At 69.3% G+C, this 21,419-nt stretch carries 19 protein-coding genes and 1 riboswitch; of the genes, 13 read left to right on the top strand and 6 right to left on the bottom strand.

Annotated features, from left to right (window positions below):
• The 3 genes from trpA (at position 1) to GZ997_RS00370 (ending at position 2,626) form a co-directional block, all read left to right on the top strand.
• Positions 1 to 876 carry a tryptophan synthase subunit alpha gene (gene trpA / locus GZ997_RS00360; protein ID WP_162678411.1) on the top strand — a complete coding sequence of 292 codons (876 nt, stop codon included), beginning with the start codon at positions 1 to 3 and terminating at the stop codon, positions 874 to 876.
• 363 nt (positions 877 to 1,239) lie between these two features.
• The gene (locus GZ997_RS00365) at positions 1,240 to 1,440 is read left to right on the top strand and encodes a hypothetical protein (RefSeq protein WP_162678384.1); all 201 of its coding nucleotides are present in this window, start codon (positions 1,240 to 1,242) and stop codon (positions 1,438 to 1,440) included.
• A 202-nt stretch (positions 1,441 to 1,642) separates the two neighbouring features.
• Entirely contained in the window at positions 1,643 to 2,626 is a 984-nt protein-coding gene (locus GZ997_RS00370; protein ID WP_343212229.1) for a putative sulfate exporter family transporter, read from the top strand.
• Between the two features lie 369 nt (positions 2,627 to 2,995).
• Here GZ997_RS00370 and GZ997_RS00375 read toward each other — a convergent pair whose 3' ends face one another.
• Complete coding sequence (locus GZ997_RS00375; protein WP_162678412.1) at positions 2,996 to 3,793, bottom strand: hypothetical protein; 798 nt, start codon at positions 3,791 to 3,793, stop codon at positions 2,996 to 2,998.
• Between the two features lie 404 nt (positions 3,794 to 4,197).
• On the opposite strand from GZ997_RS00375, the gene GZ997_RS00380 reads away from it, so the two are divergent.
• The 9 genes from GZ997_RS00380 to ribH all read left to right on the top strand — a co-directional run bounded on the left by GZ997_RS00380 (position 4,198) and on the right by ribH (position 11,502).
• Entirely contained in the window at positions 4,198 to 4,608 is a 411-nt protein-coding gene (locus GZ997_RS00380) for a hypothetical protein (protein ID WP_162678413.1), read from the top strand.
• Positions 4,609 to 4,735: 127 nt separating this feature from the next.
• On the top strand, positions 4,736 to 5,368 hold the full coding sequence (locus GZ997_RS00385) for a type II toxin-antitoxin system PemK/MazF family toxin (RefSeq protein WP_162678414.1): 633 nt from the start codon (positions 4,736 to 4,738) through the stop codon (positions 5,366 to 5,368).
• 229 nt (positions 5,369 to 5,597) lie between these two features.
• Positions 5,598 to 5,858 carry a 30S ribosomal protein S20 gene (gene rpsT, locus GZ997_RS00390; RefSeq protein WP_161924300.1) on the top strand — a complete coding sequence of 87 codons (261 nt, stop codon included), beginning with the start codon at positions 5,598 to 5,600 and terminating at the stop codon, positions 5,856 to 5,858.
• 247 nt (positions 5,859 to 6,105) lie between these two features.
• The gene (locus GZ997_RS00395) at positions 6,106 to 7,593 is read left to right on the top strand and encodes a DUF1846 domain-containing protein (protein ID WP_161924301.1); all 1,488 of its coding nucleotides are present in this window, start codon (positions 6,106 to 6,108) and stop codon (positions 7,591 to 7,593) included.
• Positions 7,594 to 7,661: 68 nt separating this feature from the next.
• Positions 7,662 to 7,790: riboswitch (FMN riboswitch) on the top strand.
• An 86-nt stretch (positions 7,791 to 7,876) separates the two neighbouring features.
• On the top strand, positions 7,877 to 8,983 hold the full coding sequence (ribD, locus tag GZ997_RS00400) for a bifunctional diaminohydroxyphosphoribosylaminopyrimidine deaminase/5-amino-6-(5-phosphoribosylamino)uracil reductase RibD (protein WP_162678415.1): 1,107 nt from the start codon (positions 7,877 to 7,879) through the stop codon (positions 8,981 to 8,983).
• Positions 8,983 to 9,435 (top strand): riboflavin synthase, encoded by a 453-nt coding sequence (locus GZ997_RS00405; RefSeq protein ID WP_275405334.1) that lies wholly within the window; start codon positions 8,983 to 8,985, stop codon positions 9,433 to 9,435. Before ribD ends, GZ997_RS00405 begins: the two co-directional genes overlap by 1 nt.
• A 2-nt stretch (positions 9,436 to 9,437) precedes the next feature.
• Complete coding sequence (locus GZ997_RS12905) at positions 9,438 to 9,638, top strand: hypothetical protein (protein ID WP_343212228.1); 201 nt, start codon at positions 9,438 to 9,440, stop codon at positions 9,636 to 9,638.
• A 2-nt stretch (positions 9,639 to 9,640) separates the two neighbouring features.
• Positions 9,641 to 11,029 carry a bifunctional 3,4-dihydroxy-2-butanone-4-phosphate synthase/GTP cyclohydrolase II gene (locus GZ997_RS00410; RefSeq protein WP_161924304.1) on the top strand — a complete coding sequence of 463 codons (1,389 nt, stop codon included), beginning with the start codon at positions 9,641 to 9,643 and terminating at the stop codon, positions 11,027 to 11,029.
• On the top strand, positions 11,026 to 11,502 hold the full coding sequence (gene ribH / locus GZ997_RS00415) for a 6,7-dimethyl-8-ribityllumazine synthase (RefSeq protein ID WP_162678416.1): 477 nt from the start codon (positions 11,026 to 11,028) through the stop codon (positions 11,500 to 11,502). Before GZ997_RS00410 ends, ribH begins: the two co-directional genes overlap by 4 nt.
• Before the next feature lie 41 nt (positions 11,503 to 11,543).
• Here ribH and holA read toward each other — a convergent pair whose 3' ends face one another.
• From holA to GZ997_RS00435, 4 genes are all read right to left on the bottom strand, one after another.
• Positions 11,544 to 12,578 carry a DNA polymerase III subunit delta gene (gene holA / locus GZ997_RS00420; protein WP_162678417.1) on the bottom strand — a complete coding sequence of 345 codons (1,035 nt, stop codon included), beginning with the start codon at positions 12,576 to 12,578 and terminating at the stop codon, positions 11,544 to 11,546.
• 3 nt (positions 12,579 to 12,581) lie between these two features.
• The gene (locus GZ997_RS00425; protein ID WP_161924307.1) at positions 12,582 to 14,318 is read right to left on the bottom strand and encodes a ComEC/Rec2 family competence protein; all 1,737 of its coding nucleotides are present in this window, start codon (positions 14,316 to 14,318) and stop codon (positions 12,582 to 12,584) included.
• Positions 14,315 to 15,106 (bottom strand): ComEA family DNA-binding protein, encoded by a 792-nt coding sequence (locus GZ997_RS00430; RefSeq protein WP_203233828.1) that lies wholly within the window; start codon positions 15,104 to 15,106, stop codon positions 14,315 to 14,317. The genes GZ997_RS00425 and GZ997_RS00430 overlap by 4 nt, the downstream gene beginning before the upstream one ends.
• Before the next feature lie 99 nt (positions 15,107 to 15,205).
• On the bottom strand, positions 15,206 to 16,036 hold the full coding sequence (locus tag GZ997_RS00435; RefSeq protein WP_162678418.1) for a DegV family protein: 831 nt from the start codon (positions 16,034 to 16,036) through the stop codon (positions 15,206 to 15,208).
• Positions 16,037 to 16,265: 229 nt separating this feature from the next.
• Here GZ997_RS00435 and GZ997_RS00440 point away from each other — a divergent pair, with 229 nt between their 5' ends.
• Positions 16,266 to 18,260 (top strand): helicase HerA-like domain-containing protein, encoded by a 1,995-nt coding sequence (locus tag GZ997_RS00440; protein ID WP_161924308.1) that lies wholly within the window; start codon positions 16,266 to 16,268, stop codon positions 18,258 to 18,260.
• Positions 18,261 to 18,378: 118 nt separating this feature from the next.
• Here GZ997_RS00440 and GZ997_RS00445 read toward each other — a convergent pair whose 3' ends face one another.
• Positions 18,379 to 21,339, bottom strand: a complete 2,961-nt coding sequence (locus GZ997_RS00445) for a class I tRNA ligase family protein (protein ID WP_162678419.1) — start codon at positions 21,337 to 21,339, stop codon at positions 18,379 to 18,381.
• Positions 21,340 to 21,419: the final 80 nt, after the last annotated feature.

Here is a 21,419-nt window from a genome sequence, read left to right on the forward strand (position 1 = left end):
ATGAGCCGCTACCCCGCCATGTTCTCCCGCCTGGCAGACGCCGACGCGGGCGCCTTCGTGCCCTTCGTCATGGTCGGCGACCCCACCCCGGCCGCGTCCGAGGCCATTATCGAGGCGCTCATCGCCGGCGGTGCGGACGCCCTGGAGCTGGGCACGCCCTTCTCCGACCCGGTGGCCGACGGGCCGACGATCCAGCGCGCGCACCTGCGGGCACTGGAGGCCGGGGCAGGTCTGGCCGACTGCCTGGAGGTGGTGGCGCGGGTGCGCGCGCGCCACCCTCAGCTGCCTATCGGCATGCTCATCTACGGCAATGTGCCCTTCGCGGTCGGCCTGGAGGAGTTCTACGCCCGCTGCGCCGCCGCCGGGGTCGACTCGGTGCTGCTGCCGGACGTGCCCGTGCGCGAGTCCGCGGAGTTCTCCGCCGCCGCGGCGGCCGCCGGGATCGACGCCGTCTACATCGCCCCGCCGTCGGCAACTGCCCAGACCCTCGACGCGGTGGCCAGGGCCTCCCGCGGCTATGTGTACGCGGTCTCCCGGGCCGGAGTGACCGGCACCGAACGCGCCTCCTCAACCGTGGGACTGGCGCAGTCGGTGGCGCGGCTGCGCCAGGATGCGGCCGCGCCGGTGATGCTGGGCTTCGGCATCTCCGGCCCCGAGCAGGTGGCCGAGGCGATCGCCGCGGGCGCGGACGGGGCGATCTCCGGCTCGGCCGTGGTCAAGCTCGTGGAGGCGCATACCCCGGCCCTGGCGGCGGCTGCGCGCACCGCTGGTGAGGACTCGCCCGAGTACGCCGCCGCAGTTGCGGCCCTGCAGGCCGAGCTGCGCGACTTCGTCGCCACCATGAAGGCCGCCACCCACCGAGACCGGCACCAGTAACACGCCGAGACCGGCACTCGTTACATACCGAGACCGGCACTTGTTACGTGCCGAGAATCACCGTAGTTCGCCATGCGGACAGGTCTGGATAGTCCCCTCCGCCCTGCCCTATTGTCCAAAGCGTGTTCAGTCCTCTCCCGCTCCGTTCGGTCGTCGGCACCGCCGTCGACCGCTTCGGCGCGGCCGAGATGTGTATGTGTCGCGGTATCCGCATCACCGCTGCCGACTGACACGCCCTTCCCTTGACACGAGCTGCGTCGGCAGGTGCCTGCCGACGACTCCTGATGTGTTTGTCCCTCTTACGGGCCCCATTTGTCGGGGCAGGCCCTGGCGTGTACGTAGCAGTACCCGAAAGGTCTGCCCATGCCCCCTGCCAGCCACACGTACCGTAGTACCAAGGCCGCAGACGGTCACGTCGACGTCCCACCCGCCACCGTCATCCCGCCCGACGGCGACGGAAAGTTCTCCCTGAGCGAGGACTGGCTCGCCACGATCACCGGACTCGCCCTGCTCGGCCTGGCCCTGCTCGGCATCATTCCGGACATCTCGGGGTGGTTGGGATGACTGCTGCCGGCCGCATCAGCACTCCCGCCAACACCGTCCCCGACGCCGAGCGCAGCCCAGCACTCGCCAGGAGACCGCCGCCCCGGGCTGGACCCTGCTCGGACTCGTCATCGTCGTCGGCCTGGCCGCCGCCGTCGACTACCTGGACAGCCACGTCCCCGTCTGGAGCGAGGGCACCTGGTTCGGCGCGATCGCCGGAACGATCGAGTTTCCCGTATACGCCATCGCCCTGGGCTTCGCCGCCAATGCCCTTCTGTCGACGCTCGGCGTCATCGACCGTCTCTCGGCGGCGTTCCGCACCGAGTTCTTCATCAAGACAGGCCTGGTACTCCTGGGGTCCACCGTCAATATCAACGTGATCGCCTCGGCGGCGGCGCCGGCGATCATTCAGGCCCTGCTCATGATCTCGACGGTCTTCCTGTTCACCTGGTGGATCGCCGGCCTGCTGCGCGTGGAGCCGCACCTGAAGGCGCTGCTCGCCACCGCCCTGTCGGTCTGCGGGGTCTCGGCCGCCGTGGCGGCGGCGGGAGCCGTCAACGCCAAGCGGGAGCAGCTCGCCTACACGGCCGGACTGGTTGTGGTCTTCGCCCTGCCGAGCATCTTCCTGCTGCCCTGGCTCGCCGCCCTGATGGGGCTGTCTGCGCCGGTTGCGGGCGCCTGGATCGGCGGAAACATCGACACCACCGCGGCCGTGACCGCCGCCGGTGCCGTCGCGGGTGAGGACGTGCTCGAGTTCGCCGCGATTGTGAAGATGACGCAGAACGCCTTGATCGGCTTCGTAGCCGTGGGCCTGTCCCTCTGGTTCACCCTGCGCGTGGACCGCGGCACCGACGGCACCGCCGCGTCCCGTCCCGGTTGGCACGAGGTCTGGCAGCGCTTCCCGAAGTTCGTCCTCGGCTTCATCGCCGCGTCGGTGCTGGTCTCCGCCATCGCCGCCGCTGCGCCCGGCCTGGTCGCGGACGATACCAGTTGGTTGAGCACTGGCCTGGCCTCCGCCAAGGCGCTCCAAACCCTGTTCTTCACCCTGGCCTTCGTATCAATCGGCCTGGAGTTCCGTGCTGGCGCCCTGCGGGAGGCCGGCTGGAAGCCCGTGCTGGTGTTCCTCGCCGGCACGCTCTGCAACCTGGTGGCAGGCCTGCTCTACGCCCAGGCCCTGTTCGGCTGGGTCTTCGGCGGACTGTTCTAGCGGTTCCGGTCGGGGTAGGCGGTGTACCTTCCCCCGCACCGCCGACGCCGACCGGGACCAGGCCGCGTCCCGATCCGGACGGTTCCGGTTGGCTATGGCGCGGGCTCGGTACACACGACCGGCAGCATTAGAGAACCCGCCACAGATAAACACAAGTCATTCACCAACCTAAACAGAAAGGCGCCCCATGTTACTAGGCCTAGCATGAGATTGCCAACACAGGCAAGCTCACAGCAGACGCACCCGCCAAGCATATGCCAAGCACATATACCGCACACCGCCTAGCAGCCGGAACATCCGCACACAAACTGCACCCAGGGCCCCAAAGTTCCCACTAATCCCAACGAACACTTCGGGCTGCGCAGCATATCAACTATCGCGTAACCACCTCACCTGCACATCATTGAGTTCAGCCGGAAATACCGAATCAACTTCCGAAAATGACTCCGAAAGTTCCACTGTCACAGTATCGCCAAGAGCCTCTAGTTTTTTGTCGCTCAGGTTCGCCCTGCCTCCCTCAATACCCGCCAACGCCGAATACACCTTACCAGGAATAGCTATTTCGAGGTCACCCCCCAAAAGATTCGCAACAACAAACTCACTTCCGCTTATATATTCACTGCGCACATCACCATTCCGAGATTCATCCTCAATTTCTCGAAATGCTCTCACGACAGGAAGATAATGTGCGACATCGACAAGGATGCGCAAGCGCTCAAGGTCACACCGATCGTCGCCACCCGCTTCAGGGTCAACCAAATGGCTGCGCCAAACGCTACCCTGCTTAGTACTTTTGGCGCCGATCGCCGCGTCCGAAAAATGAGCAACAGAGGCGACGTGTATAGCGTTTGCCCCCACAAGGGACCTGACTTCCCTCGGAGGGTCATTGACCTGCTTGACCGCACTAGCGACCACCGCTTTAGTTCCTCTATTTGTCCTACCTTTCGCCTCAAATAGTGCGCTACCATCAAAGACAACCCCTGAACTCGACACACGCCTCCTGTAGCCGACAAGGTCCGGCCTACTGCCCCGCAGCACCTTTCCAGACAGCGCGAGCACACGGTCCACGTGCACCAACGGATACGCACCAAACACCCTTTCAGCAACAAGCCCGCATTGAACCATGCCGAGAAAATAGCTAATCGCTACCTTTTCCGAAGGATCCATCCGATCGTACGCACCACTCCGGCGCCACCGCCTCCCGCCTCCGTCGACCTTAGTTTCCTCCAAGCTCGAAGCGACCATATAGCAGCGCCATATGAGTTCAAGAAGCGGGCGCCTTGGCCACTTATTTATCTGACCTGGATCACCTACAGCACCAGCGTGTCGTTGCAGTTCTCGCAGGGGCGCAGACACGTTACCTACTGGATTCTTTACGCGCAAGGAGTCTTTAGGGCATCCGACAACTTCGTACGGGATTTCAGGGAAATTCGTCTTGGGCATGTGCCGAGTGTAACAGAAAGTGACTGACAGGACGACCGTTTAATCAAAGCACTAGCTATCCTCGCCGCAGGACGTGAGACGCTGACGCTGCACTAGCTATGAGAATGCCGCCGCTTCACACTGCTCCGATGCTGATCGCACTCACCTATCTGTCAGGTCTGGTGCTCCTGCACCTGGATGGGGGCCTGCCCATCGGCTTCACGGTCTGCGCACTGCTGGCGGTGGTGGCGGCAGTGCCGCTGGTGGGCTGGCAGTCGGCCCTGTCGATGCGGCTGCGGTCCTTCGCTGCACCCGTGGCCCTGGGGCTGGCGGGAGCGGTCATCGGCATTGCCGTCACCTACCAGTCGCGGTCCCTGGCAGGGATGTGGCCTTACTCGCTGGTGACGCGGGCGCTGACGCTTGGACCGAGCGCCCTGACCGACGCCGGCGGCCTGGAATGGAGCAGCGTCGGCCCCGTCCTGGCCTGGGCCGCGGTGGGCGGCGCGGTCTTCTGGGCACTGCTGGCACGTATGGCGGATCCGCCAATACCTCGGGCCTAGCCGAGTGCCTCTCGCGCCCGGGCCCGTGCCCCAACCGGTCGCGCGTTCGGGGCGGCTCCACGCGTGCGTGTGGCTGGAAGTCGTGTGTGTGGCAGCAGGTCGTACCTTCGACGATAGGGTCTGCTCCATGTCCTCCCCACTGCTCAAGCGGATCGCCAGAATCTTCGCCTCCACCGCCAAGGATGCGGTGGCTGACGCGATTGACAAGGAGCTGGCCGCCGGTGAGAAGTCGCGCAAACGCGCCGTAGCCGACTCCGGGCCAAGGCGGCCGGGAAGCGCAGGCCAAGGCGTCTCCCGCACTACCTCCCTGCCGGGTGCCCGCAGCTCCCGCGCAGGCGCGCACGACGGCGTCGCCGGCTACGACGTCGCCTCCCTGGGCCTGCCGGACTTCACCTACTCCCCCGACCCCGACGGCGACGCCGATCCTGGCGAGGTGGTATGGACCTGGGTGCCCTTCGAGGAGGACCCCACCCAGGGCAAGGACCGGCCCGTACTCGTCCTGGCGCGGCACGGCAAGCGACTCGTCGTCGCGCAGCTGACCAGCAAGGACCACGATCTCGACGCCGCCCAGGAGGCCCGCTGGGGCCGCTACTGGCACGATGTCGGCACCGGGCCGTGGGATTCCAAGGGCCGCCCCAGCGAGGTGCGCCTGGACCGGCTGCTGCTCGTGGAACCCGATGTGGTGCGCCGCGAGGGTGCCACCATGAACCGGTCCACCTTCAACGGCGTCGTTACTGCCCTGCGCGCCCACTGGGCCTGAGCACACGAGGCGGTCGGAAGTAGCGCGACGCACCTCACGTCAGCGGGGCTCATCCGGCCGGGATCAGTGCCTGCGCCTGGTGCTAGAGTGCCCTTTGGACCTCTGGCCTGGCCGGCTTCGGGGTCCGGCGATCGGGCCTGCCGGGTGCTTCCACCACCTCAAGTCCGCCCGTAGCGCCAACCCTCTCTCCGGCCATTGACCATTCAGACACCAGAAAGCTTCACTCACAGTGGCGAACATCAAGTCTCAGATCAAGCGCATCAAGACCAATGAGAAGGCCCGCCTGCGCAACAAGTCCATCAAGTCCGAGCTCAAGACCTACGTGCGCCGCACGCGCGAGGCCGTCGAGGCCGGCGACAAGCAGGCCGCCGAGGAGCATCTGCGCAAGGCCTCCCGCAAGCTGGACAAGGCCGTCTCCAAGGGCGTCATTCACCGCAACCAGGCCCGCAACCGCAAGTCCAAGCTGGCCAAGCGCGTCAACGCCATGTGATCGTTGCGCATCCAACTGCGCCACGAGGGGGCGTCTCTCACCGGAGGGATGCCCCCTCCGCATTTCTTCCCTCATCCCTGCTGCGCAATACACCAGACTCCCCTGGCGGTCCGGCCCCGTCCCGGAAGGCACGTGAGACTTCCATCCATTGGCGCGGTTCTATCGGCATGCGCCGATGGCGTTACGATTCCTCAGGCCGGCGTCCTACCGCCAGGCCGCACCATTGAAGCGACCGCGAGGAGAAGGCATGCGTATCGGGTTCGATCGGGACAAGTACCTCAAGATGCAGTCCGAGCGCATCGCCCAGCGGCGCGCCCAGTTCGGCGGCAAGCTGTACCTGGAGTTCGGCGGCAAGCTCATCGATGACATGCACGCCTCCCGTGTCCTGCCCGGTTTCACTCCCGACAACAAGATCGTGATGCTCGCCGAGCTGGCCGACGACGTCGAGATCATCGTCGCCGTCAACGCCAAGGACTTCTCCCGGAACAAGATCCGCGCCGACCACGGCACCTCCTACGAGGACGAGGTGCTGCGCCACGTAGACGCCTTCCGCGACTACGGGCTGTACGTGGGCAGCGTGGTGATCACCCAGTGGACGGATGACAACCAGCAGGCCGCCGAGTTCAAGCGCAAGCTGAACAAGCTCGGAATCAACGTCTACCGCCACTTCCCGATCCCGGGATATCCCAACGACGTGGCCCGCATCGTCTCCGACCAGGGGTACGGGCGCAACGAGTACATCGAGACGTCCCGCGATCTGATCGTCGTCACCGCGCCGGGGCCGGGCTCGGGCAAGATGGCCACCTGCCTGTCGCAGATCTACCACGACCACATGCGCGGCATCTCCTCCGGCTACGCCAAGTTCGAGACCTTCCCCATCTGGAACCTACCACTTGACCACCCCGTCAACATCGCCTACGAGGCCGCCACCGCCGACCTCGACGACGTGAACATGATCGACCCCTACCACCTGGCCGCCCACGGCGTACAGACGGTCAACTACAACCGCGACGTCGAGGTGTTCCCGGTACTGTCGCGCCTGTTCGAGCAGATCATGGGCGCCTCCCCCTACGCCTCTCCCACCGACATGGGGGTGAATATGGTCGGCTACTGCATCAGTGACGACGCCGTGTGCCGGGAGGCCTCCAAGCAAGAGGTGATCCGCCGCTACTACAAGGCGCTGGTGGTGGAGAAGCGGGACATGCTCGAGCCGGTCCAGTCAGGGCGCATCGCCCTGCTTATGAGCAAGCTCGGCATAGCCAAGGAGGACCGTCCCGTGGTCCGGCCGACGCTGGAACTGGCCGCTGCGACCGACGCCCCTGCGGCGGCCATTGAGCTGCCGGACGGAACGATCGAGCTGGGCAAGACCTCCCCGCTGCTGGGCTGCTCCTCCGCCATGCTGCTCAACGCCCTCAAGCGCCTGGCCGGTATCGACCCGGAGGTGGACCTGCTGGCCAAGGAGTCGATCGAGCCGATCCAGACCCTCAAGACCCGCCACCTGGGCAGCCGCAACCCGCGCCTGCACACCGATGAGGTGCTGATCGCGCTGGCGGTGTCCGCCAACGGGGACGCCAACGCGGCCCGCGCACTGGACCAGCTGGGCAGCCTGCGCGGCTGCGACGTGCACACCTCCACCATCCTGGGGCCGGTGGATGAGGGCATCTTCCGGTCCCTGGGGATCCAGGTGACCAATGAGCCGGTATTCGCCACGAAGTCCCTCTATCGCAAGAAGTAGTGACGCCTTGGCGCGAACCGCTGGTGCCAGTGACCGTAACTCGGTATATTCACCGCGACGAGACATTCTCGTGTGCTCTGGGGTCGGTGTAAGTCCGAGCCGGCGGTGACAGTCCGCGACCCGCCCGCAGCTGCGGGCGGCTGACCAGGTGAGACTCCTGGACCGACGGTGATAGTCCGGATGGGAAGTGCACACGGGCACTCGGTGCTGCGGCGCGCTATCTTCCTGCCGTCCGCTACACCCGCGTGTCCTCTCCCCCAGCGCGCCCGGGAGAGAGGATCACATGACCGCATTCTCATTGGCGGAGCGGGCCGCGATGCTGCGCGCCATCGCCATCGCCGCCTCGCCGGACGCCCCCGCCGGCCCTAATCCCCGCGTCGGTTGCGTCATTGTCTCCCCCGCCGGCGACGTCCTGGCCGAGGGGCATCACCGTGGCGCAGGCACTGCCCACGCCGAGGTCGACGCCCTGACTAGTCTGGCAGCAAAGGGCATCAGCGCGCGCGGCACCACCGCCGTCGTCACACTTGAGCCCTGCAACCATCAAGGCCGTACCGGTCCTTGCACCCAGGCGCTCCTGGACGCGGGGGTCGCCACGGTCGTCTACGCGCTGGCGGATCCCACTGCGCAGGCTCGGGGTGGCGCGGAGGCGCTCGCAGCCGCCGGGGTCAGCGTCAAGCGGGGTATTTACGCCGAGCAGGCCGCTGAGCTCATTCGCCCGTGGCTCTTCGCCGTCACCACGGGCCGTCCCATGGTGACGTGGAAGCTCGCGGCGACCCTCGACGGCCGCATCGCCGCCGCCGACGCGACAAGCCGGTGGATCACCTCCGCTACGGCCCGGCATGACGCCCACCGGCTGCGCCGGGACTGTGACGCCATCATGGTGGGTACCGGCACCGTCCTGGCCGACGACCCGGCCCTGACCATCCGCGACCAGTCGGGGCGGCCGGCACCTGACCGACTGCAGCCGCTGCGGGTGGTTGCCGGCTCGCGGCCGATCCCGCCCACCGCACAGGTACTCGCCGACGCCAACCACCTGCTGCTGCCGCAGCACGATCCGCACGCCGTTCTGGCCACCTTGGCATCCAGGCAGGTCCGCCACGTCCTCCTGGAGGGCGGCCCGACCCTTGCGGCCGCCTTCCTGCGCGCAGGCCTGATCGATGAAGTGGTCGCCTACATTGCGCCCGCGCTGCTAGGTGCGGGGCCCGCCGCCGTCGCAGACTTCGGAGTGTCAACAATCGCTGACATCCTGCGGCTCGAGCACGTCAAGGCTGAGGTCCTGGGCGCAGGCGAGGATCTTGTGGTCCGGGTGGCCGGCGAACCCGGCGGCCGGCACCGCGCCGTCTCATCAACCACCCCGCTCACCGGCATGAATACCGAGGAGATTCACTAATGTTCACGGGAATTATCGAGGAGCTCGGGCGGGTCATCCGGCTCGACACCCACGCAGAGTCCGCCCGGCTCACGGTAGCCGCACCCACCGTCACCGCGGACGCCCGGGAGGGCGACTCCGTCTGCGTCAACGGCTGTTGCCTTACCGTCGCCGAGCTGCACGACGGCGCCTTCACCGCAGACCTGATGGCGGAGACGCTCACGCGCACGGCCCTGGGGATGCTTGCTCCCGGGGACCGCGTCAACCTCGAGCGGGCGCTGCGCATGGGTGACCGGCTCGGCGGCCACGTGGTCCAGGGCCATGTCGACGCCGCAACCGAGGTCCTTGAGCGCCGGCACGGGGAGAACTGGGACCTCCTGCGAGTCGGCCTGCCTCAGGATCTTGCCCGGTACGTCGCCGCCAAGGGCTCGGTCGCCGTCGACGGGGTATCCCTGACCACGGGGTATCCCTGACCGTGGTCGGCGTCAGCGCCGGCGGCGGCAGGGGGCCTGACCGGGACGAGCCGTTCTTCAGCGTCAGTCTCATTCCCGAGACTCTGCGCCGTACGACACTCGGTATCAGGATGCCGGGCGACCGGGTGAATCTGGAGGTAGATGTCATGGCGAAGTACGTCGAGCGGCTCCTGGCCGCAGACTCCCACCTGGAGGAGGAGTGAGCATGCCCACCAGCTGCCCTCCCACGGCGCAGCGTGGGCCCGCGGGCACCCAGCCGGGCCACCGCCCCGGCGGTCATGACGGCACTCGCCTTGACACCGTCGAGCAGGCCCTTGACGCGCTCCGGCAGGGCCGCATGGTCATCGTGGTCGACGACGAGGGCCGGGAGAACGAGGGAGACCTCGTCTTCGCGGCGGACACGGCCACGCCCCAGCAGCTGGCATTCGCGATCCGCCACTCAACGGGCATCATCTGTGTTCCGACGACGGCCGGTGAACTAGACCGCCTGGACATCCCCATGATGACCGAGCACAACACCGATCCCAAGCGGACGGCCTTCACGCTGAGCGCCGACGCCAGCCTTGGGATAACCACCGGCGTGAGCGCGGATGACCGGGCACGCACCATTCGCGTCATAGCCGACCCCGGGTCGGCGCCGGCCGACCTCGTCCACCCCGGCCACGTGTTCCCCCTGCGTGCACGCGAGGGCGGAATCCTGGCGCGCCGTGGGCACACGGAGGCCGCCGTCGATCTCATGCGCCTATCGGGACACCGGCCGGTCGGGGTCCTAGTCGAGATCGTCAACGACGACGGAACCATGGCGCGCCGCCACCAACTACGGGAGTTCGCCGACGCGCACTCACTGCCCATGATCTCGGTCGAGGACCTGGAGCGCTTCCGGTGGCTGCACGAGGAGCTCGTCGAGAAGGTCGTCACCGCGCATCTGCCCACTGCGCACGGGGAGTTCACCGCGCACGCCCTGCGCTCCAGGGTAGACGGCGCCGAGTACCTGGCACTCGTGTGCGGCAGTATCGCGGACGGTGAGGATGTCCTCACCCGAGTGCACTCCGCCTGCCTGACCGGCGACGTGCTGTCCTCCCTGCGCTGTGATTGCGGTCCGCAGCTACGCGCCGCGATGGAGGAGATCAGCGCTCGCGGACGCGGTGTGCTTGTCTACGCCTCCGACCACGAGGGGCGCGGCATCGGCCTGATCGACAAGCTGCGGGCCTATGCGCTTCAGGAGGCGGGCATGGACACCCTGGATGCCAACGTCGCCCTGGGGCTGCCGGTTGATGCGCGCAGTTATGCCACGGCCGCCCAGGTGCTGCGTTTCCTGGGAGTGCGCTCGGTGGAGCTCATGACGAATAATCCGGACAAGGTTACGGGCCTGGAGCGTTACGGGGTGCGCGTTTCCGCCCGGCGGGCGACCCCGACCTTCACCAATGGGGAGAACCTCGCTTATCTGCGTACCAAGCGCGATCGCATGGGCCATCTGCTCGCCGGCCCTGAGCTCGGTGATGCATCGCCCGCAGTCGTACCGCAGTCCGCTGATCCCGCCGCCAGCGTTCGACCCGCACACACCAGTACCAGAGCAGAAGGAGCAGCACGATGAGTGGAACCGGGGCACCGGAGCAGAGCGCGCCGCGCGCGCCAGGCATGCGGGTGACGGTTGTCGCCGCGCAATGGCATGAGCAGGTCATGGACGGCCTGCTCGCGGGGGCACTGCGAGCCGTTGAGGACGCGGGGGCGCAGGCAAGCGTCGTGCGGGCGGTCGGTTCCTTCGAGCTGCCGATCCTCGCTGCCGCTGCCGCGCGGGGCGGGGCCGAGGCCGTGGTTGCGCTGGGAGTCGTCATCCGCGGCGGCACCCCGCACTTCGACTACGTGTGCCGGGCCGCCACCGATGGGCTGAGCCGAGTTGCCCTGGACACCGGGGTGCCGGTGGGGTTCGGCCTGCTCACCTGCGATACCGAGGCCCAGGCGCTGGCCCGTTGCGGCGCTCCGGGATCCGATGAGGACAAGGGCTACGAGGCGGCGTGCGCGGCGATGAGCACAGCGCTCACGCTGGCCCGCCTCGCGGACGGCTGAGCAGTGGGGGCCCGCGCCCGTCGCCCGAGGCGGGCGCGGTCCTAGGAGGCACGCCGGGGAAGCCGGCCACGGCGGGCGTCACAGATCGTGAGCACCGCGCGTTCGACCGCGTAAACAGGGTCGCGGGAGGCGCCCTTGACCTCGGCGTCGGCGCGGGCCACCGCCTGGATCGCAACGGCGAGGGCGTCATCGGACCAGCCGGCCAGTTCACGGCGGGCGCGATCGGCCTGCCACGGCGCCATGCCCAGGTCGCGGGCCGTCACTCCCCGGCGACCGCCCATGGCGGCAACCCGGGCGAGCTGACGTATCTTCATGGCCAGGGCGGCGACGATGGGCACGGGATCGGTGCCGGTAGCCAGGGCGTGCCGCAGGGCGGTGACGGCCTTGACGACGTTCCCGGCCGCGGCTGCGTCGGCAACAGTGAAGCCGGTGGCCTCGAAGCGGCCGGCGTAGTAGGTGTTGACTGCCTCTACGGTGATCGTTCCCTGGGTGTCGCTAACCAGCTGCTCGGCTGCGGCGCACAGTTCCCGCAAGTCGTTGCCGAGGGCGTCCACCAGTGCGCCGACGGCCTCGGGATCAATGCGCCGTCCGGCGCGCCGCACATCCGCACCCACCAGGGCGGCCTTGTCCTTGGGGGACTTCACCGCCTGGATAGTCACTACCGGGTAGGGGGACTTGGCCAGCGCCTCCAACAGCTTCTTGCCGCGCTGGCCGCCATTGTGCCGCAGTACGACGACGACGTCTGGGGCGGGTGCCGGCACATAGGCGAGTAGGTCGGTCAGCAGCGCGTCAGTCATCTGCTCAAGGGAGGGGATGAGCACTAGCTTGGGCTCACCGAACAGGGACGGTGATACCAGCGTGTCCAGCTGGTGGGACTCGTAGGTGGCGGCCTCCACGGTGCTGACCTCCGTGGCCGGGTCCTGCTGACGTGCCTGGGCCAGGAGCCGGGCGACGGCCCGGTCGGCCAGCAGCTCCTCTCCCGCTCTTATCAGCACGATGGGCGCGAGGCGCACCTCGTCCCAGGCGGGTCCGTCGGGGGTACGACGCGCGCCGCGGGAGGGTCGTGAGGTTGCCATGGCTCATAGCCTGCCACGCCTGCGCCGACGAAGCGTGCGACGCCGCCCCCGCCAGTAGGCGGCGGCGATCACTGCGGCTTCAATACCCGCCAGCAGTAGCGCCCCGGTAATGTGCCCCGGCCAGTTGACCGATGCCCCGGGCAGGCGGGCGAAGGCGCGGGCCACTAGTACCAGCCAGGCGCATGACGCCGTCGCCGGCCAGGCTATGAGGACCGCGGCCCGCGGGCTCAGCGGTGACACCAGGGCCGCGAGGATGCCGCACACGGTTGCCACCGGCACCGGTGGGGCGGCGAGCACATTTGCCGGCACCGACCAGATCCCTACGGTCGGGCGCAGCAGCACCAGCACCGGGGCGCAGGCGAGCTGCGCAACCAGCGGGAGCGCCACCCCGGCGGCCAGTGGACGTGGCAGGCGCCGGGACAGCACGGCGGTCAGCGGCGCAGAACCGAGGAGGATGCCGGCCGTGGCAAGCACCGACAGTGCGAAGCCGTAGTCGCGGGCCTGCCAGGGATCAAGCAGCAGCAGGACGATCACGCCCGCGCTGAGGGCGGGCAGGGAGGCGGAGCGCCGTCCCGCACCCACGCCCAGCAGCATCACCGCGCCCATAGCCGCCGCCCGCAGCACGGATCCATCCGGCCGCACAAGCACCACCAGCCCGGCCAGAACCAGTGCCCCCACGGCGGCGCGCGCCCATCGGGGCGCAGCCCCCAGGGCGGCCAGCACCAGCCCCAGGACGATGGCGACGTGCTGGCCGGACACTGCGGTCAAATGCGTCATAGAGACAGCCCGCATGTCCTCCCGCACCGGCGTAGGCAGGGCGTGGTCGTCGCCTAGGGCGACGCCGGGCACCAGGGCGCGGGTACCGGCAGGCCAGTCCACTCCGGTCCGCGAGGGGTCCGCGGCAGGCGCGGTCGGCTCTGGTCCCACGGCGTCGCCGAGCCCGTCCCTTAGCCGCGCCACGATGCTCAGGAGGCCCGTGGCCGGGCCGGTCACGCTCACGGTCGCGTTGGCGCCGATGATGGCCGCCTCGCTCTTACCGGGGGCAGCGGGGCGCAGCCGCGCCCGCACCCGCACCGGCGCCCCCAGGGGGACCGCCAACCAGTCGGCGTCTCCCAGGACAGTGGCAGTCAAGTGTGAGGGGGCACCGTCGACGGCGTCCACGGACAGCGCGGAGAGTACGGTCGTGCGCCTGGATGTAGCGGTGGCACGCGGAGTACGGGTGAGCGTGCCAGTCAAGGTGACGGTGCGCTCCTCCTGTGCGGCGATTGTGAGCGGGTCGCGAGCGCGGGACCAGGAGTCGGCTGCTGTCACGGTCAGCACTGCCGTGATGGTCAGGGCCAGGGCAAGCAGGGAGGCCGCCAGTGAGCCTACGGCCGAGTCCTCAAGGTAGCCCGCCCCGGGCCTGGGATCGTGCCGGTGACGAGGAGGGCGGAACCGTGCCGCCGCCGCGCCGAGTGGCATCGCCGCGGCCACGGCGACCAGTGCCCCCAGCAGAGCTGGGGACCAGGGGCGGGGCCCACCCAGACCCACAGCCCAGAAGGCGGACGCCCAGGCCGCTGCGGCGGCTGGCGCCAGCCGCAGGTCCAACGGTTCCGGGGCGCGGTCCCTGGTGGCATGACGAGTGCGAGGGCGCGGGGACAGGCGTCGCAGCGTACTGGGCTCGTCCCAGGGCGCGACGTCCGCGCGGGGCGCGTTGCGGCCCGCGGGGCGTCGTTGTAGGAACCGGCTCGTTCGACTCATACCGCCGCCCGGTCCCGTAGGGCCTCGAGCTTGGCCGCACCGATGCCGGAGACACTCGTCAGCTCGTCTACAGAGGCGAAGGGGCCGTGCTCATTTCGGTAGTCGACGATGCGCTGGGCCAAGGCCGGACCGATACCGGGCAGCGCCTCGAGCTCGGCGGCGTCAGCGGTGTTGATGTTGACGCGCCCGCCGACGGTCGTGCCCGAGCCCTCACTGCCGGTGGCGCCGGAGTCGGATCCGGCCTGCTCACCTATGCCGCCGCCGGTGTTCCAGGCAGAGGCGTCCTCCCCCACGTGTGGTACGCGCACCTGTTCGCCGTCGCTCAGGGTGCGGGCGAGGTTGAGCTGGTCGGTATCCGCGTCGGGCAGCGCTCCGCCGGCGGCGTCGATGGCATCCACGACCCGCGCGCCCGCCGGGAGCACGACCACGCCGGGACTGCTCACGGCTCCGGCCACGTGCACCACCAATTCGCCGGCCATGCCCGTGCTCACAGCGGTGCTCTCCGGGGCCTCGGGACCCGGAGCCGTTGCGGTGGCAGGGGTAGTTTCGGGAGCGGGCGCCCGTGAGTCGGCTTGGGGCGTCGACGGCGGCGCCATCAGGACTGTCCTGAGTGCCAGGGCGAGTGCGACCACCACCAGGGCCATGCCGAGGCCGATTGCCGCCCTGGGGGCGAGGGCGAGGCGACGGGGACGGCGCACGGGCTCCGCGGGGTCGGTAGAGCAGGCGATACGCACGAATTCGTCCAGGGAGCGCCTGCCCACACGATCCGCCACCCGCTTGCCGCTCATAGGCCGACGGTAGAGGTATCGGGCACGGTCCGTCTCGAAGGCTGTGGGTACTGCCTGCCGGGCCTGTGGCGACAGGAGCCTGTGGACGACGGGGCGTCCTTACCGTGGCTGATCCAGGTGCGGTGCAACCACGATCCCCAGGGCGCCCGGTCCCAGGTGGACTCGGCTGGCCGGGTCGGCGGGTGAGCGCATGATGGACTCGACGACCGCTCCTGCCTCAACCATCGCGTCGGCCAGGTCGTTCTCCAGGGCGCGTCCGGCGGCGGGGTCGTCGCAGAAGTGAACGGCGAGTCGCACGGGTGCGGCCGGGGGGCGCGGACCAGTCAGCGATGTTCCGCCGGCCGCGCGCACCGCCTGCGCGATCAGGTGTCGGCGGGCGCGGGCGGTGCCCCGGACCATCTCCACAACGCTGATCCCCTGCGGCCCGGTGGTCAGGATGGGCCGGATCCCCAGGGTGCCCCCGGCGAATGCGGTGGCACGGTCAATCCTGCCGCCGCGGCGCAGGTATGACAGGTCCTGGACCAGGAAGAACAGGCGGGAGCGGGCTACGGACTCGCGCGCACGCGCGGCCCCACGGCGGGCGTCATCGGCCTCCGCCGCTGCCACTGCGGCCAGCCCCAGCGCGCCGCCGGAGGCACCGGAGTCCAAGGTCGTCACCGCCACCCCTTCTGCGGCCAGTTCGCGTGCGGCTATGCGGGCGTTGTCCACGGTGCCGGACAGTGCGGAGGCGAGGTGCAGGGCCAGCACCTCGTTTCCTCCGGCAGCCGCTTTGCGGTATGCCTCAGCGAGTTCAGCGACAGCCGGGCGCGCCGTCGTCGCAGTACCGGCGTCGTCCTCCGTGGTGTGCAGGGGGATAACGACAATCCCCCGCGCATCTGCGAGCGCGGGGGGCAGGCAGGCTGCCGAGTCGGTGACCACCGTGAGCGCCATGCTAAAAGCGTATGCCCCCGGCCCGGGCAGCCGGGTGAACGGCGGCTGCTTGTCACGGGCGTGTCAGACCAACGGCGCGGTGATCGCAGCCACAGGGAGGTACCAGACGCCGGTGCACTCGTCCGGTTCGCGCCGGACTCCCTCCCCGGCTAGCAGGAGGCACGGATCGGCCGCCCCGGAGATAACGGCCGACAAGACGCAGGCGGTTACGTCCGCATACGATGCGGGCATGACGAGCAGCACACCGGACCCAGCCGAGATCGCCCGCCTCAAGGCCGCGGCGGCACAGGCGGCCGCCGACGCAGCCGCCGCCAAGGCTGCTGCGGCGCAGGCGGCACTAGAGGCGGCGCTGGCCGCCCAAACCGAGTCCACCGCCGAGTCCTCGTCCCAAGCCATCGACGCGCCGGCTCAGCCGCAGGCACCTGGAGACGGGGACCCAGCGGCCGCGGAACCGACGCCCTCCGCTTCATCGGCACCCAAGGACGCCCCGGCCGAGGGGTCGGAAGCACCGTCCGGCTACGCCGCCCGCGTGCGAGACGGCTACGCCTTTGCCGGCCCCGTGTTGCCGGTGGGCACCTACCTGGCTTACCCCACGCAGGAGGAACCGGCCCAGGAACCGGCCGCAGAACCCGCCCCGGTGCCCGGCGTGAATGTGGGAATCCCGCTCGGTCTGCTCAACCGTCACGCCCTGGTCGCCGGCGCCACCGGCACCGGCAAGACCCGCACGCTGCAACTGCTTGCGGAGGGCCTGTCAGCCGTGGGCGTGCCGGTGTTCCTGTCCGACATAAAGGGTGACCTAACGGGCCTGGCGGAGGCCGGCACCGCCTCAGACAAGCTCGTGGCGCGCAACGCCGCCACGGGGCAGGCGTGGCAGGGGCGGGACTTCCCACTGGAGCTGTTCACGCTCGGCGGCCCGGAGGGGACAGCGGCGCAGCCGGCCTCGGCCGCGGGCGCCTTAGCCGGGACTCCCATCCGCACCACGGTGACGGCCTTCGGCCCGGTGCTGCTGGCCCGCGTGCTGGGTCTGAACGATACCCAGACCTCCGCGCTGGAGCTCGTGTTCCACTGGGCGGATGCGCAGGGGCTGGCACTGATTGATCTGAAGGACCTGCGTAGCGTGGTCGACTACCTGACCGGCACCGAGCAGGGCAAACAGGAGCTGCGCGGCATCGGCGGTGTGTCCAGTGCGACCGCCGGAGTGATCCTGCGGCAGGTCTCCGCCCTGGAGGCCGCCGGCGGCGCGGTCTTCTTCGGGGAGCCGGCCCTGGACGTACGCGACCTGCTGCGGACCGCCGCCGACGGTCGCGGCGTCATCTCCTCCCTGGAGCTGGCGGACATTCAGTCCCAGGGGAGGCTGCTGTCCACCTTCCTGATGTGGCTGCTGGGCGAGCTGTTCGAGGTGCTGCCCGAGGTCGGGGACCCGGATAAACCGTCGCTGGTGTTCTTCTTCGACGAGGCTCACCTGCTCTTCGACGGCGCTGGCAAGGCCTTCCTGGAGGCGGTTACCCGCACGGTGAGGCTGATTCGCTCCAAGGGGGTCGGCGTCGTGTTCATCACCCAGTCCCCCACGGACGTGCCCGAGGCGGTGCTGGCCCAGCTCGGCAGCCGTATCCAGCACGCGCTGCGGGCGCACACGCCGGCCGACGCCGCCAAGCTGAAGCAGGCCGTGTCCACCTTCCCGGTCTCGCCATTGGATCTGACGCGGGTGCTGACCGGCCTGGGAACCGGGCAGGCGGTCGTATCGGTGTTGGATGAGAAGGGCCGACCCGCGCCGGTGGCGCCCGTCGTCGTGAATACCCCGGCTGCGGTGATGGGTCCGGCACAGCCGGCCACGATCCAGTCGGTGCTGGCGTCCTCGCCGCTGCGCCACAAATACGCAGAAGCGGTTGACAACGAGTCCGCCTACGAGTTGCTGACCAAGCGCGCCGAGGAGGAGGCCGTCCGGGCCGAGGCCGCGCGCGCGGAGGCCGAGGCGCAGGCGGCCGCCCAGAAGGCTGCGCAGGAGGCGGCCAAGGCGCAGGCGAAGGCGGACGCCGCGGCCGCCCGGGAGGCCCAGCGCACCGCCGAGCGGCTGCAGCGGGAGGCGGAGAAGGCGGCCGAGCGCGAGCAGCGGGCCCGGGAGCGGGCGGCAGAACGGCGCCAGCGTGAGGTGGAGAAGCTGATCGGCTCCGCCGGCCGCCAGATCACCCGCTCCATACTGGGAAACATCCTGCGCGGCCGCTGAGCCTGGCCCGCAGCACGTCGGCGCCCGGCGTCTCACACGCCGACTATCGACCTGGTAATCGTCATCGGCGTGTGCATCCTGGTGTGACCGGACACGCGCCCGGCGGGGCGCCGCCCCCTCACTCGGGGACGACGGACACCAGCTTGGGGGCGCGCACGATCACCTTGCGCACGCCGCGGCCGTCCAGAGCGCGGACCACACCGGGGGCGGCCAGGGCCAGCTTCTCCAGCTCGGCGGCGTCGATGTCGGGGTCGACCTCCAGGCGGTCACGGACCTTGCCCTTGACCTGCACCACGCAGGTGACCTTCTCGGCCGCCAGGAGCGCCTCATCGGCGACGGTCGGGAAGGACTCGTGGGCGAGGGAGCGGCTGTGCCCGAGGCGCTGCCAGATCTCCTCGCAGATGTGCGGGGCGACGGGCGCGGCCATGAGTACCAGGGCCTCCACGGCCTCGCGCGGAACCGTCTTGAGCCCCGTGAGGTGGTTGTTGAGCACGATCAACTTCGCGATCGCCGTGTTCAGGCGCATGCCCTCATAGTCCTCGCGCACGCCCACGGTGGTGCGGGCGACCAGGCGGCGGGTCGCCTCATCGGCCGGGGCATCGGAGACGGTCACCTCGCCGGTGGTCTCGTCGACGACGTTGCGCCACAGCCGCTGCAGGAAGCGCTGGGCGCCGGCGACGGCGCGGGTGTCCCAGGGACGGTCCTGGTCGAGCGGGCCCATGCTCATCTCGTAGACGCGGAAGGTGTCGGCGCCGTAGGCGTCGTACATGTCGTCGGGGGTGACGATGTTCTTCAGGGACTTGCCCATCTTGCCGTACTCGCGGCTGACGGGTTGCCCCTGCCAGGTGAATACGGGCTTGCCGTCCTCGTCCTGGGTCTCCTCGACCTCGTCGGCGGGCACGTACTGGCCGCGGGCGTCGGTGTAGGCGTAGGCCTGCACGTAGCCCTGGTTGAACAGCTTGTGGTAGGGCTCGGAGGAGGACACGACCCCCAGGTCGAACAGCACCTTGTGCCAGAAGCGGGAGTAGAGCAGGTGCAGGACGGCGTGCTCAACGCCGCCGACGTACAGGTCGGTACCGCCGGAGACGTTGCCGCCCTCGGGGCGGGGACCCATCCAGTAGGCCTCATTGGCCGGATCGACCAGGTGCTCGGCGTCGGTCGGGTCTATGTAGCGCAACTCGTACCAGCAGGAGCCGGCCCACTGAGGCATGGTGTTGGTCTCGCGGCGGTAGGTCTTGAGCCCGTCGCCAAGGTCGAGCTCGACCTCCACCCACTCACTCGCCTTGCCCAGCGGCGCCTCCGGGGAGGAAGTGGCGTCGTCGGGGTCGAAGGTGCGCGGAGAGTAGTCGCTGACCTCGGGCAGCTCCACGGGGAGCATGGACTCCGGCAGGGCGTGGGGGCGGCCGTCCTCATCCCACACGATCGGGAAGGGCTCGCCCCAGTAGCGCTGGCGGGAGAACAGCCAGTCGCGCAGCCGGTAGGTGACGGCGCCGTGGCCGTAGCCCTTGGACTCCAGCCAGGCGGTCATAGCCGCCTTGGCCTCGTCCTTGCCCATGCCGTTTAGGTTGATCTCGGCGTTGGCGGAGTTGATGATCTGCCCGTCGCCGGTCCAGGCGGCCTCGTCCAGGGAGAATCCCTCCGGCGGGGCAATGGTGGCGATGACGTCGAGGTCGTAGGCGCGGGCGAAGTCCCAGTCGCGCTGGTCGCCGGAGGGCACCGCCATGATCGCGCCGGTGCCGTAGCCCATGAGCACGTAGTCGGCGACGAATACGGGAACCTGTGCCCCGTTGACGGGGTTGGTGCCGAACAGGCCGGTGAAGACGCCGGTCTTGGTGCGGTCCTCATCGGTGCGCTCGGCCTCGGTGGCCTGGGCGGCGCGGGCCCGGTAGGCGGCCACCGCCTCGGCCGGGGTGGTGTAGCCGCCGGTCCAGGCGTCGCGGGTGCCCTCGGGCCAGGCCTGCGGCACGGTCAGGGCGGCGGCGTCGTGCTCCGGGCTGGCGCCGGACAGGCCACCCAGCAGCGGGTGCTCCGGGGCGACCACCATGAAGGTGGCTCCGAACAGGGTGTCGGGGCGCGTGGTGTAGACGGTCAGCTCGTGCTGGCTGGCTCCGACGGCGTCGGCCCCGGGCAGCGCGAAGGTGACCTCGGCGCCCTCGGAACGGCCGATCCAGTTGCGCTGCATGGTCTTGACCTTCTCGGGCCAGTCCACCGTGTCCAGGTCCTCAGCCAGCCGGTCGCCGTAGGCGGTGATGCGCATCATCCACTGGCGCAGGTTCCGCTTGAACACCGGGTAGTTGCCGCGCTCGGAGCGGCCCTCGCTGGTGACCTCCTCGTTGGCCAGGACGGTGCCGAGCCCCGGGCACCAGTTGACTGGGGCGGAGGAGACGTAGGCGAGCCGGTGGGAATCGACGACGTCAGCCTGCTCCCCCGGTGTCAGCTCCGCCCACGGGCGCCCGTCCGGGGTGGGCACCTGCCCGGAGGCGAGCTTCTCGATCAGTTCGCTCACGGGGCGGGCGGCGCCGGTGCCGCGGCCGTCGCGGCGTGGGGCGTCCGGGTCGAACCAGGAGTTGTACACCTGCAGGAAGATCCACTGGGTCCAGCGCACGTAGTCCACGTCGATGGTGGCCAGAGAACGGCGCGGGTCGTGGGACAGGCCCAGGCGGCGCAGCTGGCGGCGCATGTTGGCGATATTGGCCTCGGTGGAGATGCGCGGATGCTGTCCGGTGGCGACGGCGTACTGCTCGGCCGGCAGGCCGAAGGCGTCGTACCCCATGGTGTACAGCACGTTCTTGCCGGTCATGCGGGTGAAGCGGGCCACGACGTCGGTGGCGATGTAGCCCAGCGGGTGCCCCACGTGCAGCCCCTTGCCGGACGGGTAGGGGAACATGTCCAGCAGGAAGAACTTCTCCTTGGCGGCGTCGGGGCCGGCCAGGGAACCGACGGGGTTATCGGCGTTGAAGGTCCCCTCGCGCTCCCACCGGTCCTGCCAGGCGGTCTCCAGGCGTCCGGCAAGGTCGGCCGTGTACCGGTACGGCGTGGGGTTGTCGGTGGTCTGCTGCGACCGGCTGTTCTCCGTCATTGCGGGAGTGCTCCCTCAAGGCTCGTGTGGATGGGGCGGGGCCGCTGCGCCGTCGGCGAGCAGGCCGAACGGCGCGCGGC

Origin of the sequence: Actinomyces sp. 565 (genome assembly GCF_010365615.1) — a bacterium.
In the GTDB taxonomy this organism is placed as follows: domain Bacteria; phylum Actinomycetota; class Actinomycetes; order Actinomycetales; family Actinomycetaceae; genus Actinomyces.

Coding starts and splice junctions, on each gene's coding strand:
- trpA (WP_162678411.1), top strand. CDS start 1: ATGAGCCGCTACCCCGCCATGTTCTCCCGCCTGGCAGACGCCGACGCG.
- GZ997_RS00365 (WP_162678384.1), top strand. CDS start 1,240: ATGCCCCCTGCCAGCCACACGTACCGTAGTACCAAGGCCGCAGACGGT.
- GZ997_RS00375 (WP_162678412.1), bottom strand. CDS start 3,793: ATGGATCCTTCGGAAAAGGTAGCGATTAGCTATTTTCTCGGCATGGTT.
- GZ997_RS00380 (WP_162678413.1), top strand. CDS start 4,198: ATGCTGATCGCACTCACCTATCTGTCAGGTCTGGTGCTCCTGCACCTG.
- GZ997_RS00385 (WP_162678414.1), top strand. CDS start 4,736: ATGTCCTCCCCACTGCTCAAGCGGATCGCCAGAATCTTCGCCTCCACC.
- GZ997_RS00395 (WP_161924301.1), top strand. CDS start 6,106: ATGCGTATCGGGTTCGATCGGGACAAGTACCTCAAGATGCAGTCCGAG.
- ribD (WP_162678415.1), top strand. CDS start 7,877: ATGACCGCATTCTCATTGGCGGAGCGGGCCGCGATGCTGCGCGCCATC.
- GZ997_RS00405 (WP_275405334.1), top strand. CDS start 8,983: ATGTTCACGGGAATTATCGAGGAGCTCGGGCGGGTCATCCGGCTCGAC.
- GZ997_RS00410 (WP_161924304.1), top strand. CDS start 9,641: ATGCCCACCAGCTGCCCTCCCACGGCGCAGCGTGGGCCCGCGGGCACC.
- ribH (WP_162678416.1), top strand. CDS start 11,026: ATGAGTGGAACCGGGGCACCGGAGCAGAGCGCGCCGCGCGCGCCAGGC.
- holA (WP_162678417.1), bottom strand. CDS start 12,578: ATGGCAACCTCACGACCCTCCCGCGGCGCGCGTCGTACCCCCGACGGA.
- GZ997_RS00425 (WP_161924307.1), bottom strand. CDS start 14,318: ATGAGTCGAACGAGCCGGTTCCTACAACGACGCCCCGCGGGCCGCAAC.
- GZ997_RS00430 (WP_203233828.1), bottom strand. CDS start 15,106: ATGAGCGGCAAGCGGGTGGCGGATCGTGTGGGCAGGCGCTCCCTGGAC.
- GZ997_RS00435 (WP_162678418.1), bottom strand. CDS start 16,036: ATGGCGCTCACGGTGGTCACCGACTCGGCAGCCTGCCTGCCCCCCGCG.
- GZ997_RS00440 (WP_161924308.1), top strand. CDS start 16,266: ATGACGAGCAGCACACCGGACCCAGCCGAGATCGCCCGCCTCAAGGCC.
- GZ997_RS00445 (WP_162678419.1), bottom strand. CDS start 21,339: ATGACGGAGAACAGCCGGTCGCAGCAGACCACCGACAACCCCACGCCG.